The organism is Flavimobilis sp. BM9 (assembly GCF_058313055.1).
The window spans coordinates 635,754-649,384 of sequence record NZ_JBZEMO010000001.1; the positions used below are offsets into that span (position 1 = coordinate 635,754).

Here is a 13,631-nt window from a genome sequence, read left to right on the forward strand (position 1 = left end):
GCCCGGCGACAGGTGCACAGGCAGATGCCCTGTGAACGACAAAGGCCCGGTCCTCGCGGACCGGGCCTTCGCATGGGGTGAGTAACGGGACTTGAACCCGCGACCCCCTGGACCACAACCAGGTGCTCTACCAGCTGAGCTATACCCACCATGCGTGCCGCACGAACCGGTCAGACCGGCACGAACAGCGTAGTCCGGCGAGCCGTGCTCACCGGGCCGTAGACGAGTGTACCTGGTTTCCGGGGGCGGTCGTGCCGTTCTCGCGGATCGTGACGCTCGTCTCGGTGATCTTCGCCGAGACAGCCTTCGCGGTGGCCGAGTCGGGGCCTGGCTGCGGGACGAAGACAGCCTCGCGGTAGTAGCGCAGCTCGTCGATGCTCTCGAGGATGTCCGCGAGAGCGCGGTGGCCACCGTTCTTCTCGGGCGACTGGAAGTAGGCGCGCGGGTACCAGCGGCGCGACAGCTCCTTGATCGAGGAGACGTCGATGATCCGGTAGTGCAGGTGTCCGGCCAGCTCAGGCATGTCGCGGTCGAGGAACGCCCTGTCCGTCCCGACCGAGTTCCCCGCGAGCGGGGCGCGGCCAGGCTCGGGGACCCAGGTGCGGACGTAGTCCAGGACGGTCTGCTGCGCCTCCTCGAGCGTGGTGCCAGAGTCGAGCTCGTCGAGGAGGCCCGACGTCGTGTGCATCTGCCGCACGAAGTCGTTCATCTGCTCGAGCGCGGCAGGCTCGGGCCGGATGACGACGTCGACCCCGTCGCCGAGGACGTTGAGCTCGGAGTCGGTGACGACCGCGGCGACCTCGACGAGCGCGTCGGCCTGGAGGTCCAGGCCTGTCATCTCGCAGTCGATCCACACGATCCGGTCGTTGTTCAGGTTGTTCGCCACGGGTCCAGGGTACGCGCGGGTGTGGGAGGCGCCCCGCTCGGTTAGCGTCGAGACATGCCCGAGGCTCCGAGCACCCAGGTCGCCCGTCCCTCCGCACGATCGAGGCGCGAGCTGTGGCTCGCGCTGCTCCCTGGCGCTCTGCTCGTCGGGCTCGGGATCGGGCTGTTCGCCGGTGTGCTCGACGCGGTGAACGAGCAGGAAGACGTGTGGCGCGTCGACGAGCCCGTCCTCGAGTGGCTCGCGGCGCACCGGGTCGGGTGGCTGACCTCCCTCGCGACGGGAGTGACCAACACGTTCGGCCCGACGATCCTGCCGGTGCTCGTCGCAGTCGGGTGCGGCGTGTGGTGGATCGTCACGCGCCGCTGGCGGGACCCGGCGCTCCTCGTCGCCGCGATGCTGCTCGCCGTCGCGGTGAGCACCGCGATCAAGGCGCTCGTCGGCCGCCCGCGGCCGCCCGAGGTGTCGATGAGCGTGCCCGGCGTCGAGACGTCCGCATCCTTCCCGTCGGGGCACACGATCGGCGCTGCGACGCTCGTCCTCGTGCTCGCCTACCTCGTCGCGCGCTCGCGGCGCACGTGGCGGGCGACGGTCGTGTGGGCGGTCGTGAGCGTCGTCGTCATCGTCGTCGTGGCTGCGACCCGGCTCTACCTCGGATACCACTTCGTCACCGACGTCCTCGCAGGCGCGTGCCTCGCGGTCGCGGTCCTCGGCGTCGTCGTGTGCGTCGACAGGTGGCCGGCGCAGGACCGGCCTCCCGCTGCGCGACGGTAGAATCGAGGCGCCTCCGTAGCTCAATGGATAGAGCAACGGCCTTCTAATCCGTCGGTTGCAGGTTCGAGTCCTGTCGGGGGCGCTCTGCGCGTCGTCGACCGATCAGCCCGTCTGTCGCGGCGCGCGCGTTTGGTCCGCACCTGGCAACTTGGGACAATCTGCACTGTGAGCAACGAGCGCGTCGACGGCACCCAGGACGGCACGGCCGCCCTGCGCGACGCCGACCTCGCGCACGACGACGCCCCTGAGGTCGACCCGGACGCAACGCTGCTCGACGTCGTCTCCGACCTGCGGCGCGACGTCCAGCACCTCGAGATGCCGCTGCGGACACCTGGCACGGAGCGCGGCCGCGACGTGCGCCTCGCACTGCTCGGACAGATCGACGACCACCTGCTGCCGCGCCTGCGCGAGCTCTCCCGCCCGGCGGTCGTGGTCGTCGTCGGCTCGACCGGCGCGGGCAAGTCGACGCTCGTGAACTCGCTCGTCGGCGCGGAGGTGTCCCGTGCGTCGGTCATCCGCCCGACGACGCGCGAGCCCGTGCTCGTCCACCATCCTGCTGACGCGGGGCTGCTCGGGGACACGGTCCTCGAGGACGCCCTCCGTGTCGCGCACGAGTCCGTACCGCGCGGCCTGTGCATCCTCGACGCCCCTGACCTCGACTCGCTCCTGCGGTCCAACCGTGAGACGGCTGCCCGCCTCCTGGCCGCAGCCGACGTCGGCCTCTTCGTGACGACAGCCTCCCGCTACGGCGATGCGCTGCCCTGGCACGTCCTGTCCGCGGCGCGCGAGCGGGGCGCGACCATGGCGATGGTCCTCAACCGCGCTCCCGACGCGACGGTCGCGGAGGTGCGCGTCGACCTGCTCGACCGCTTGCGCGAGCACGGCATGCAGTCGACGCCTCTGTTCATCGTCCCCGACGCAGGCCCCCACGAAGGGCTGCTCCCCGGGAAGGACGTCGCGGGCATCCGCCGCTGGCTCTCGACCATCGCGGGCGCCGAGCAGGCACGGCGCCTGATCCTGCGGACCCTGCGCGGCGCGCTGTCGACCCTGCCCGCACAGGTCGAGGACCTCGCCGCCGTGATCGAGGACCAGGCGGTCGACGCCGCGAGCCTGCGCGCGGAGGTCGCCGCGCACGCGAGCGTGGGCGTCCCGGTCATCGAGAAGGCCGTCGCCGACGGGACCCTCGACGCGGGTGCTCTCGTCGCGGCATGGCAGTCCGCGATCGAGGCCGACCCGGGCATCCTGCGTGCGTCCACCGGCTTCCGGGCGCCGTCGGCCCGGCGCGTGCGCCGGCGAGAGGAGAGCCTCGCGCCTGTGCTCGACGAGGCCGAGCGTGCCGTGGCTCGGCTGCTCGTCCGCGCGTCCGAGGTGGCGGGACAGGCGATCGGCGGCGCGATCGCCGAGGAGCCGGGCCTGCCCGGCGGAGCGGCGCTGCGCGACGTCGTCGCAGGAGACCCCGAGATCGGCGCGTGGCGCGAGCGCACCGCCGTGACCACGGCCGCCAGGTGGACTGCCGCCGTCGGCGAGAACCTCGCCGACCGCGCTGACGAGGCCGCCGTGCGTCGCGCCCGACGCCGCATCGGCGTCGAGGGCCTGCGCGTTGTCACAGTCGTCGCGGCGCTCGGCAACGTGGGCGCGCAGCGCATGCTCGACGGCCTCCTCGGCGCGTCCGCGTCCGACGTGCTCGCCGACGTCAGGGCGGATCTCGTCGATCGGGGGCGTGCTGTCGTGCTCGAGGAAGAGGGACCGTACGCTGAGCGTCTGGACCTTCCGTCCTTGCAGGACGAGGCAGCGACACCGGTGCGGCTCAGGCTCGCCGAGCTTCGCCGGCTGGTGTGAGGAAGGGACCAGAGCGGACACGAGGAGAGGATGCCGGCATGGGAGCTCGGACCGACGCGGCTGACCTTCGTGGGCGGGTCAAGGACCTGCGCAGCGCCCTCGACCGGATCGCCGACCGAAGTGATCCCGAGGTTCTCGCCGCTGCGCGGACGGCGCTCGAGAGTGCCTCCGAGCGTCTGGACCTCGGCGTCGAGCACACGGTCGTCGCGCTCGTCGGCGGTACCGGCTCCGGGAAGTCGAGCCTCTTCAACGCCGTGTCGGGACTGAACTTCGCCGACGTGGGCGTCAAGCGCCCGACGACGTCGCGCATGACGGCGTGCGCCTGGAGCGACCACGCGGACGCGCTGCTCGACTGGGTCGGGGTCGACGCGGACCGGCGCATCAACCGCATCTCCGCCCTCGACGACGACTCTGAGCGCGAGCTCGACGGCCTCGTGCTGCTCGACCTCCCGGACCACGACTCGGTTCGCACGGGGAACCGCGCGATCGTCGACCGCGTCGTGCCGTTGGCCGACCTCCTCGTGTGGGTGGTGGACCCGCAGAAGTACGCGGACGACGCGCTGCACTCCGGATACCTCCAGACCCTCGTGGGGGCCGAGGGGTCGATGCTCGTCGTCCTCAACCAGCTCGACACGGTCCCGCCCGCGCAGCGCGAGGAGATCCTCGCGGACGTGTCGAGCCTGCTGACGTACGACGGGCTCGGCTCGGTCGACGTCCTCGGGGTGTCCGCGGTCACCGGGGACGGCATCGACGAGCTGCGGGCGCGCCTCGCCAAGGTCGTCGTGGCGCGCTCCGTCGCGGCGGTACGCGTCGGCAGCGAGCTGACCCGTGCGGGGACCCTCGTCGCGGAGGCGCTCTCGGCGGAGGCTCCGCGCGCCCTCGACGCGTTCGTGCCGGCTGCCGTCGACGCGCTCGCGACGGGCGTCGGTCTCGAGGCGCGCGGCCGGACGGCCGCGCTGACGCTCGACGACGGCTCGACCGCGGCGACGGGCGTCTCCGTGACTGCCGAGGTGGCGGAGTCGGTTCGCTCCCGGTGGCTCGACGACGTCGGGCGGCACCTCTCGCACGGGTGGCAGGAGAACCTCGAGCGCGTCGTCGCGCCAGCCGACGAGATCGCTGCGGCGGTCGACCGTGCGGTGGGAGGGGTCCGGCTCGAGCCGGGCCCGGGTGCGGCGGTGCGCCGCGCAGGCGCGTTCTCCCTCGTCCTCGCCGCCCTCGCTGTGGTCGCCGCCGGGACGGGACTGGCGTTGCTGCTCGGGTGGTGGGACAGGCGGGACGGCGTCGACCTCGGCACGTACCTCCTCGTCGGGGCCGGTGCGCTCGCGCTCGCCGCGGGCGTCGCGGTGCTCGTGCGCGGCCGGGCGCGGCGGCGGCGTGCCGAGGAGCGTGGCTCAGGCTTCGTGGGGGAGGCGCGCGAGCGGCTGACAGCGGTCGTCCGCGAGCTCGTCCTGCAGCCGTCCACGCCGGTCCTGAGCGACCACCACGACGCGCGCGTGCTCGCGCTCGCCGCAGCGGAGCAGTCGCCCACAGGGAGCTGACGAGGCTCCCTCGGCCCCGGGCCGGGGGAGAGCGCTCGCGGTCCACCCGGCACGGGCGCGAGCGTGGGGCCCTCGGACGGCACCAGGCCGTCCCCGCTCCCTGGAGGACCGATGAGCTCGACCATCACGGTGCGCGGGTGGGTCGGCAACAAGCCGACGCTGACCCGCACCGCCCACGACCGCGTCTTCACGACCGTCCGCGTCGCCTCGACGCACCGCTACCGCGACTCTCGCAACGAGTGGGTCGACGGCGACACGCAGTGGTTCAGCGCGGTGTTCTGGGACGATGCCGCCGACAACGTCGCGCGGTCGGTGCGTCAGGGCGAGCCTGTCGTGCTCACCGGCAGGCTCGTGCTCGAGCGCTGGGACAGCGAGGAGGGCCCGCGTTCGTCGCTCGGCGTGCGCGGCGCGACGCTCGGCCACGACCTCACGCGCGGGTTCGCCCAGTTCACGCGCTGCGTGCGCACCGCAGCGACAGGCTTCGAGCCCGCCCCGTCGGGAGCCGGCCGACAGGAGGACCCGTTCGCTGCTCCCGCGACCGACGACGCAGGCGCGCAGCCTGCCCCGACGCCGGACGCCGACGAGGACTCGCTCGACACCGCCGTCGCCGTCGACGAGGAGCTCGGAGCGCTCGAGCCCGCGACCGCGTAGGCTTGGGGGGTCTGTGCGTCGCCCGTCGACGCCTGCGCGCCCGGCTCGACGAGCCGGGCCGCCCGGGCGGCGACGGGCACGGCACGCCTCGCGGCGTGCGACGCTCACCCCTCACGATCACAAGGCGGTCCAAGAATCCGTGGCTGAGTTCATCTACACCATGTACAAGGCGCGCAAGGCGCACGGTGACAAGGTCATCCTCGACGACGTCACGCTGAACTTCCTCCCCGGGGCGAAGATCGGCGTCGTCGGCCCGAACGGTGCCGGAAAGTCCACGATCCTCAAGATCATGGCCGGCCTCGAGCAGCCCTCGAACGGTGAGGCGCGGCTGTCTCCCGGCTACAGCGTCGGCATCCTCATGCAGGAGCCGAAGCTCAACGAGGAGAAGACCGTCCTCGGCAACGTCGAAGAGGCTGTCGGCGAGATCAAGGCGAAGCTCGACCGCTTCAACGAGATCGCCGAGCTGATGGCGACGGACTACTCGGACGAGCTCATGGAAGAGATGGGCAAGCTCCAGGAGGCCATCGACGCCGCCGACGCGTGGGACCTCGACTCCCAGCTCGAGCAGGCGATGGACGCGCTGCGCTGCCCGCCCGGCGACATGGACGTCAAGGTCCTCTCCGGTGGTGAGCGTCGCCGCGTCGCGCTGTGCAAGCTCCTCCTCGAGAAGCCTGACCTGCTGCTCCTCGACGAGCCCACCAACCACCTGGACGCTGAGTCGGTGCTGTGGCTCGAGCAGCACCTGACGACGTACCCGGGTGCCATCCTCGCCGTGACCCACGACCGCTACTTCCTCGACCACGTCGCCGAGTGGATCTGCGAGGTCGACCGCGGCCGCCTGTACCCCTACGAGGGCAACTACTCGACCTACCTCGAGAAGAAGCAGGAGCGCCTCCAGGTCCAGGGCAAGAAGGACGCCAAGCTCGCCAAGCGCCTCAAGGAGGAGCTCGAGTGGGTGCGGTCCAACGCCAAGGGCCGGCAGACCAAGTCGAAGGCGCGTCTTGCTCGCTACGAGGAGATGGCTGCTGAGGCGGAGCGCACCCGGAAGCTCGACTTCGAGGAGATCCAGATCCCGGCCGGACCGCGCCTGGGCTCGCTCGTCCTCGAGGCCACGGGGCTCCAGAAGGGCTTCGACGACCGCCAGCTCATCGACGGCCTGAGCTTCACGCTGCCGCGCAACGGCATCGTCGGCGTCATCGGCCCGAACGGCGTCGGCAAGACGACGCTCTTCAAGACGATCGTCGGCCTCGAGCCGCTCGACGGCGGCGAGCTCAAGATTGGTGAGACCGTCTCGATCTCGTACGTCGACCAGTCTCGCGGTGGCATCGACCCGAAGAAGACCCTCTTCGAGGTCGTCTCCGACGGGCTCGACTTCATCAAGGTCGGCAACGTCGAGATCCCGTCGCGCGCGTACGTCGCGTCGTTCGGCTTCAAGGGCCCGGACCAGCAGAAGCCTGCCGGTGTGCTGTCGGGTGGTGAGCGCAACCGCCTCAACCTTGCGCTCACGCTCAAGCAGGGCGGCAACCTCCTGCTCCTCGACGAGCCCACCAACGACCTCGATGTCGAGACCCTCGGCTCGCTCGAGAACGCGCTCCTCGAGTTCCCCGGCTGCGCCGTCGTGGTCTCCCACGACCGCTGGTTCCTCGACCGGGTCGCGACGCACATCCTCGCCTACGAGGGCACCGAGGAGGACCCCGCGAACTGGTACTGGTTCGAGGGGAACTTCGAGTCGTACGAGCAGAACAAGGTCGAGCGTCTCGGCGCCGACGCGGCGCGTCCGCACCGCGTGACGCACCGTCGCCTGACCCGCGACTGACAGCCCTCATCAGGCTCGACGCAGGCCCGGCAGCGCACGCGCTGCCGGGCCTGCGCACGTCCACGACCGTAGGGTGAGGTCATGACGGCAGGTGCGGCGACCTCGCGGACCGACGGGGCAGACGGCGGTGTCGTCCGCGCGCTCGAGGACGTCCGGACGGCCGTCGGCGCGCTCCGCCTCGACCTCCCCAGCCCCGGCGCGGACGACGCAGCCGCACTGCGTGACGAGCTGCTCGCGCGCATCGACGACCACCTGCTGCCCCGTGCACGATCAGCTGACGCGCCCATGCTCGTCGTGGTCGGCGGCTCGACGGGCGCGGGCAAGTCGACGCTCGTCAACTCGCTCGTGGGCGCCCCGGTCAGCCCGTCCGGCGTCCTGCGGCCCACGACGCTCGCCCCTGTTCTCGCACACCACCCCCAGGACGCCCCCTGGTTCGCCGACGACCGCGTCCTGCCCGGCCTCAGCCGCGCGGGCGCCCAGGAAGCCGTCCCTGCCGACTCGGTCCACCGCACGCTGCGGCTCGTGCCGACCGCCGCTGTCGGGCCCGGCTATGCGCTGCTCGACGCACCGGACGTCGACTCGGTGGTCGCTGAGAACCGTGACCTCGCGGCGCAGCTCCTCGCTGCGGCGGACCTGTGGCTCTTCGTGACGACGGCCGCTCGCTACGCGGACGCCGTGCCGTGGGACCTGCTCGACGCCGCGGCGCAGCGCCGCACGCAGGTCGCCCTCGTGCTCAACCGCGTCGACGCGCACGCCCGCGCTGCGATCACCGAGCACCTCGAGGGGATGCTCACCGAGCGCGGCCACCCGGGCGCTCGCGTCTTTCCTGTCGAGGAGACGGCGCTCGCGTCAGGGATGCTCGGTCCCGAGCACCTCCTGGCGCTCCGGGAGTGGCTCGTCGCGGTGACCGAGCCTGACGAGCGTCGACGCGTCGTCGCCGCGACGTTCGACGGCGCGGTCGCCGACCTCGGCCGCAGGCTCGCCGACCTCGCCGTGGCCGCACGCGAGCAGGTCGCGGCACGGGACCGGCTCGCCGCGACGCTTCGCCGCGAGCAGGAAGCGGCCGCGACCCAGGTGGCGCGCGCTACGGCCGACGGGGCGATGCTCCGCGGCGAGGTGCTCGCCCGGTGGCAGGACTTCGTCGGCACGGGCGACCTCCTGCGCCGTGTCGAGCAGGGCGTCGGCCGTGCTCGCGACCGGGTCACGGCGTTCTTCCGCGGCCGGACGGCGGACGCGCCTGCGGTCGCGCGCGCCGTCGGGCACGACCTCGAGGCCGTGATCCTCGACGCGGCGCACGGGGCCGCGGAACGCACGTACGACGCGTGGCGCGCGGACCCGGCGGGCCGCGACCTCGCGGACGGTCTTGCGCGTGGCGGGCCGCACGTCCGTGAGCACGTCGCGGAACAGGTGCGGACCTGGCAGGGCGACGTGCTCGAGCTCGTCTCGACGCAGGGGCAGTCGACGCGCGGGCGAGCCCGTGCGTTGTCGTTCGGGGTCAACGGCCTCGGCGTCGCGCTCATGGTCGTCGTGTTCGCCTCGACGGGCGGGCTCACCGGTGCCGAGGTCGGCATCGCGGGAGGGACGGCTGTCCTGGCCCAACGCCTTCTCGAGGCGGTCTTCGGGGACGACGCCGTGCGCAGGCTCGCGGTCACGGCGCGCGAGCTGCTCGACGAGCGCGTCCGGGCGGTGCTCGAGGCTGACGGTGCGCGGTTCCAGGCACGGCTCGACGCGAAGCACGTCGACGACGGCGCGGCGGAGCGGATCGAGCGCGCCCGCGACGCCCTCGCCCGTGCCCGGTCCGGCCGCGGCGAGGTGCGGTGAGCAGCGGGCGGCAGGCCACGCCGACCGAGGCTGACATCCTCGAGCGGGTCGAGGCGCTCGAGGAGGCGTGGGACGCAGGGCGTGACGTCCTCGCGGACGCCGACCCTGCGCTCGCTCGCGCGGTCGAGGAGCTGCTCCCGCGCGTGCGCGAGCGCGTCGCGCTCGGCGCCGACCGGACGGTCGTCGCGCTCGCGGGCTCGACGGGCTCGGGGAAGTCCTCCCTCCTCAATGCGGTCGCGGGTGCGGAGGTCGCGCGGCCTGGTGTCCTGCGGCCGACGACGTCCCGGGCTGTCGCGGCGGTGTGGCCTGGCAGCAGCCCGGCCGCGCTCCTCGACTGGCTCGAGGTCACCCAGCGCACGTTCGTCGACGGCGGAGGGGACGGCTCGGAGGGCCTCGTGCTGCTCGACCTCCCTGACCACGACTCCGTCGTCCCCGAGCACCGGGTGCGGGCGGACCGCCTGCTCGCCCGCGCCGACCTCATGATCTGGGTCACCGACCCCCAGAAGTACGCCGATGCGGCGCTCCACGAGGGCTACCTCCGGAGACTGGCCGCGTACGAGGGCGTGGTCGTCGTCGTGCTCAACCATGCCGACCGGCTCTCCGACGCGGACCGTGAGACGTGCCTCGCGGACCTGCGCGCGCGCGTCGTCGTGGACGGCCTGCCGAACGCGCGGGTGCTCGCGACGTCCGCGACCGACGGCCTCGGCGTCGCCGAGCTCCGTGCGCTCGTGGCCGACGCGGTACGGCGGCGTCAGGCGATGGCCGCACGCCTCCTCGAGGACGTGCGCGCGAGCGCGAACCGGATGCTCGAGCTGAGCGAGCCCCCGGCGGGCGCGGCCCGGGCGTCCGATGCCGCAGACGCTCGCCTCGTGCAGGCGCTGCTCGAGGCGAGCGGCGCTCCGACGGTCGTCGCTGCCGTCGGGCTCTCGGCGCGACGCCAGGTGCGCGCGACGGCGGGGTGGCCGGTCACGCGCTGGGTCGGTCGCCTGCGCGCCGATCCGCTGCGCCGTCTCGGTCTGCGCCCTGACCCCGGTCGGGAACGCGCCGAGGTCGCTCCTGAGGTGCGCCGGTCCTCGTTGCCACGCCCCACGGCGGCCGTCCGTGCGCGGACGGCCGAGGCGCTGCGGGAGCATGCTGATGCGGTCGCCCAGGCCCTGCCCGGGCCGTGGCAGCCGACGTCCGCCGCGCGCCCTGACCCGGACGCCCTCGCGGACGCGCTGGACCAGGTCGTCGTCGCGGCACCGCTCGGCTCGCCCGAGCCACCGCGCTGGGCGCGCGTCGTCGGGTGGGTCCAGACGGCGCTGCTCGTCTTCGGCATCGCGGGCCTCGTGTGGCTCGCCGCGCTCGCAGGGCTCGACGCGCTGCGCCTGCCTGCACCCGACGTCTCGTGGCGTGCGGGCGACCTCGCGGTGCCGTGGCCGACGACCCTCGCCGTCGGCGGCCTCGCGGCGGGTGCACTGCTCGGGGCGCTCGCGGGCCTGGTCGGGCGTACGACCGCCGCGCGGCGTCGCCGTCGCGCTCGCGCGGCCCTCGAGGCGGGCGTCCGCACCGTTGCGGACGCCGCTGTGCTGGGACCCGCACGCGCGCGCCTCGACGCGTGGCACGCCTGCCGTGCGGCGGCCACGCGGGCAGGGGCCGGTCCTACGCGGCGACGCCCACGCATGGCCTAGCGTGAAGGCATGACCCGTCTGCACATCCCCGTCCAGCTGCGCTGGTCGGACATGGACGCCTACGCCCACGTCAACAACGTCGAGATGCTCCGGCTCCTCGAGGAGGCCCGGATCGAGGCGTTCTGGCGGCACCCGGCCGTCGAGGGCGATCCGGTCGACGCGCCCGTCGCGCGGCCGACCGCGGTGCTCGACGCGTCGCCCGGCGCGGAGACGTTCACGCTCGTCGCGCACCAGGAGATCGAGTACGTCGCGCCGCTCGCGTACCGGCGCGCGCCTGTCGTCGTCGCGCTGTGGCTGGGGCGGCTCGGGGGAGCGAGCCTCGAGATCTGCTACGAGGTCACCGACGAGGCGGGGACGGTCTACGCGAAGGCGGTGACGACGATGGTCCTCGTCGATCCGCGGACGGGTTCGCCGCGGCGTATCGGTGAGGTCGAGCGGGCGGCGTGGGAGCCGTTCGTCGAGGAGCCGGTGACGTTCCGGCGAGGCCGCCGGTGACCGTGTGACGGTCCTGATCGACCCGCCTGCGTGGCCGGCGCACGGCACGCTCTGGGCCCACCTCGTCTCGGACAGCTCGCTCTCGGAGCTGCACGCGTTCGCGGAGGCTGCGGGGGTGCCGCAGCGTGCGTTCGACCTCGACCACTACGACGTCGCCGCGGAGCGGTACGAGGAGCTCGTGGCCCGGGGTGCGGTCCCCGTGTCGGGCCGCGACCTGTCTCGGCGGCTCGCGGCGTCAGGACTGCGCGTCCCGGGGCGTGAGCGGCGCGAGGCGCGCCGCGTGGCGCTCGCTGCTCGCTGGGAGGCGCTCCTGCCGGGTGCGCCCGAGGTGGGGGAGGTGCTGCTCGACCGCTGGCACGAGCCGCACCGCACGTACCACGGTCCGGGTCACCTCGCGCAGGTGCTGCGTGCGGCCGCGGTCGTTGATCCGGACGTGCCGCGCCCGGTCGCGCTCGCCCTGTGGTTCCACGACGCGGTGCACGACGGCGTCGCGGGGCAGGACGAGGAGCGCTCGGCTGCGCTCGCTCGCGAGCTCCTCGCGGGGCTCGTCCCTCCGGAGGAGGTCGCGGAGGTCTCGCGTCTCGTCGTGCTGACGACGCACCACCGTGTCGTGGCCGGCGACGCGCTCGGGGCGCTCGTGTGCGACGCGGACCTCTCGATCCTCGGGTCCGACGAGGGCGGGTATGCCCGCTACGTGCGGCAGGTGCGAGCCGAGTACGCGCACGTCCCGGACGGCGCGTTCCGCGAGGGGCGGGCTGCGGTGCTGCGGTCGCTCCTGAGCCTCGGGCGCCTGTTCGCCACCGCCGAGGGGTCGAGGCGGTGGGAACAGGCGGCCCGGGCGAACCTGGAGCGCGAGCTGGCGGTGCTCGACGGTCAGGCGACCGTCGCGTCGACCGTGACGTCGACGTTGCCTCGGGTCGCGTTCGAGTAGGGGCACACCTCGTGGGCGGCGGCGACGAGCTCGTCGGCGGTCGCCTGGTCGACCCCGCCGATCTCGGCGTGCAGGGCGACGGTGAGGCCGAAGCCGCCGGAGGCGAGCTGACCGATGCCGACCTCGGCGGTGACCGCGGAGTCCTCGATCGCGATCTTGCGGGTGCGGGCGACCATCTTGAGCGCGGAGTGGAAGCACGCGGCGTAGCCGGCGGCGAAGAGCTGCTCGGGGTTGGTGGCGCCGCCGGGGCCGCCCATCTCGACGGGGACGGCGAGGTCGTGGGCGACGAGGTTGTCGGAGGTGGCGGTGCGGCCGTTGCGGCCGTCGCCGGTAGCGGTCGCGACGGCGGTGTAGACGACGTTCATGGTGGGCCTCTCGGGTGGTCCTGGTCGGATGGAGGAAGAATGATCGTTCTGCCTTGCTGAGCCTGACATCTTCGTGGGGAAGTTGCAAGACCGAACGTTCTTCCTCTTTTTGCTTGGCGCTGCAGCGGTGCCCGCCTAGGGTGGACCCATGACCAGCGCCCCCGCCCCCGGAACAGGCCGCACCTCGGCCGCCCGCGAGCGGCTGCTGCGCACCGCGTCCCAGATCTTCTACTCCGAGGGCATCCACGCTGTCGGCGTCGACCGGATCGTCGCCCAGGCTCAGGTGACGCGGGCCACGTTCTACCGGCACTTCCCCGGCAAGGAAGACCTCGTCCTCGCGTACCTCCACGCCCAGGACGACGCCCTGCGCGCCCGGCTCGGCGCCGACCCGCAAGACCCCGAGGAGGCGGCCGCGCTCTTGCGCGCGATGGTCGAGGCCATGGGCGGCGAGATCTGCCGCACCGGCTTCCGCGGCTGCCCGTTCATCAACGCGGCGGCGGAGTACCCCGACCCGCAGCACCCCGTGCACGCGCTCGTCGTCGAGCACCGCACCTGGTTCGAGGGTGTCGCCCGCCGCGCCCTCGAGCGCGCGGGCCACCCGGACGCACGCGCCGCCGCGCACACCTTCATGATGCTGCGCGACGGCGCCATGGTCGCCGGCTACCTGGACGACGCACGCAGGGCTGCCGACGGTCTGCGCACTGCCGTCGACGAGCTCGTCGCGGCCGGAGCGGCCGCCGCGTCCCGCTGACCGGACCACGCCGTCTCAGACGGCCCAGGTCTGGGCCGAACGTCCTCTACGGCGTGACGCGGCCCTGCCGAGGGTAGAGGTATGAGCATCACGACCG

The 13,631-nt window shown here is 73.2% G+C and carries 12 protein-coding genes and 2 tRNA genes; 11 read left to right on the forward strand and 3 right to left on the reverse strand.

Annotation, left to right across the window (positions count from 1 at the left end; all coding sequences use genetic code 11):
- Positions 1-73: 73 nt before the first annotated feature.
- A tRNA-His gene (locus AC4F3Q_RS02840) sits at positions 74-149 on the reverse strand.
- Positions 150-208: 59 nt separating this feature from the next.
- Entirely contained in the window at positions 209-886 is a 678-nt protein-coding gene (orn, locus tag AC4F3Q_RS02845; RefSeq protein WP_491038639.1) for an oligoribonuclease, read from the reverse strand.
- A gap of 54 nt (positions 887-940) precedes the next feature.
- Between orn and AC4F3Q_RS02850 the strand changes: the two genes are divergently transcribed.
- The 10 genes from AC4F3Q_RS02850 (at position 941) to AC4F3Q_RS02895 (ending at position 12,418) form a co-directional block, all read left to right on the forward strand.
- Positions 941-1,657: a phosphatase PAP2 family protein gene (locus tag AC4F3Q_RS02850; RefSeq protein ID WP_491038640.1), complete on the forward strand. Its 717-nt coding sequence runs from the start codon at positions 941-943 to the stop codon at positions 1,655-1,657.
- Between the two features lie 9 nt (positions 1,658-1,666).
- Positions 1,667-1,739 (forward strand) — tRNA-Arg (locus AC4F3Q_RS02855).
- Between the two features lie 83 nt (positions 1,740-1,822).
- Complete coding sequence (locus AC4F3Q_RS02860; RefSeq protein WP_491038641.1) at positions 1,823-3,496, forward strand: dynamin family protein; 1,674 nt, start codon at positions 1,823-1,825, stop codon at positions 3,494-3,496.
- Between the two features lie 38 nt (positions 3,497-3,534).
- Complete coding sequence (locus tag AC4F3Q_RS02865) at positions 3,535-5,034, forward strand: GTPase (protein WP_491038642.1); 1,500 nt, start codon at positions 3,535-3,537, stop codon at positions 5,032-5,034.
- A 111-nt stretch (positions 5,035-5,145) separates the two neighbouring features.
- Positions 5,146-5,685, forward strand: coding sequence for a single-stranded DNA-binding protein (locus tag AC4F3Q_RS02870; protein WP_491038643.1), 540 nt, complete (start codon positions 5,146-5,148; stop codon positions 5,683-5,685).
- 139 nt (positions 5,686-5,824) lie between these two features.
- Positions 5,825-7,501, forward strand: a complete 1,677-nt coding sequence (ettA, locus tag AC4F3Q_RS02875; RefSeq protein WP_168446001.1) for an energy-dependent translational throttle protein EttA — start codon at positions 5,825-5,827, stop codon at positions 7,499-7,501.
- Between the two features lie 81 nt (positions 7,502-7,582).
- Positions 7,583-9,322: a dynamin family protein gene (locus tag AC4F3Q_RS02880; protein WP_491038644.1), complete on the forward strand. Its 1,740-nt coding sequence runs from the start codon at positions 7,583-7,585 to the stop codon at positions 9,320-9,322.
- The gene (locus AC4F3Q_RS02885; RefSeq protein ID WP_491038645.1) at positions 9,319-10,992 is read left to right on the forward strand and encodes a GTPase; all 1,674 of its coding nucleotides are present in this window, start codon (positions 9,319-9,321) and stop codon (positions 10,990-10,992) included. The genes AC4F3Q_RS02880 and AC4F3Q_RS02885 overlap by 4 nt, the downstream gene beginning before the upstream one ends.
- Positions 10,993-11,001: 9 nt before the next feature.
- On the forward strand, positions 11,002-11,487 hold the full coding sequence (locus AC4F3Q_RS02890) for an acyl-CoA thioesterase (protein WP_491038646.1): 486 nt from the start codon (positions 11,002-11,004) through the stop codon (positions 11,485-11,487).
- A 4-nt stretch (positions 11,488-11,491) separates the two neighbouring features.
- Positions 11,492-12,418 carry a DUF4031 domain-containing protein gene (locus AC4F3Q_RS02895; RefSeq protein ID WP_491038647.1) on the forward strand — a complete coding sequence of 309 codons (927 nt, stop codon included), beginning with the start codon at positions 11,492-11,494 and terminating at the stop codon, positions 12,416-12,418.
- On the opposite strand, the gene AC4F3Q_RS02900 is transcribed toward AC4F3Q_RS02895, so the two are convergent.
- Positions 12,361-12,783 carry an organic hydroperoxide resistance protein gene (locus AC4F3Q_RS02900; RefSeq protein ID WP_491038648.1) on the reverse strand — a complete coding sequence of 141 codons (423 nt, stop codon included), beginning with the start codon at positions 12,781-12,783 and terminating at the stop codon, positions 12,361-12,363. The genes AC4F3Q_RS02895 and AC4F3Q_RS02900 overlap by 58 nt on opposite strands.
- A 148-nt stretch (positions 12,784-12,931) precedes the next feature.
- Between AC4F3Q_RS02900 and AC4F3Q_RS02905 the strand changes: the two genes are divergently transcribed.
- The gene (locus AC4F3Q_RS02905; protein ID WP_491038649.1) at positions 12,932-13,534 is read left to right on the forward strand and encodes a TetR/AcrR family transcriptional regulator; all 603 of its coding nucleotides are present in this window, start codon (positions 12,932-12,934) and stop codon (positions 13,532-13,534) included.
- Positions 13,535-13,631 lie beyond the last annotated feature (97 nt).

Bases quoted from the DNA above. Each gene is read 5' to 3' on its own strand.
- AC4F3Q_RS02850 (WP_491038640.1), top strand. From the start codon at position 941: ATGCCCGAGGCTCCGAGCACCCAGGTCGCCCGTCCCTCCGCACGATCG.
- AC4F3Q_RS02900 (WP_491038648.1), bottom strand. From the start codon at position 12,783: ATGAACGTCGTCTACACCGCCGTCGCGACCGCTACCGGCGACGGCCGC.
- AC4F3Q_RS02870 (WP_491038643.1), top strand. From the start codon at position 5,146: ATGAGCTCGACCATCACGGTGCGCGGGTGGGTCGGCAACAAGCCGACG.
- AC4F3Q_RS02880 (WP_491038644.1), top strand. From the start codon at position 7,583: ATGACGGCAGGTGCGGCGACCTCGCGGACCGACGGGGCAGACGGCGGT.
- AC4F3Q_RS02905 (WP_491038649.1), top strand. From the start codon at position 12,932: ATGACCAGCGCCCCCGCCCCCGGAACAGGCCGCACCTCGGCCGCCCGC.
- AC4F3Q_RS02890 (WP_491038646.1), top strand. From the start codon at position 11,002: ATGACCCGTCTGCACATCCCCGTCCAGCTGCGCTGGTCGGACATGGAC.
- AC4F3Q_RS02865 (WP_491038642.1), top strand. From the start codon at position 3,535: ATGGGAGCTCGGACCGACGCGGCTGACCTTCGTGGGCGGGTCAAGGAC.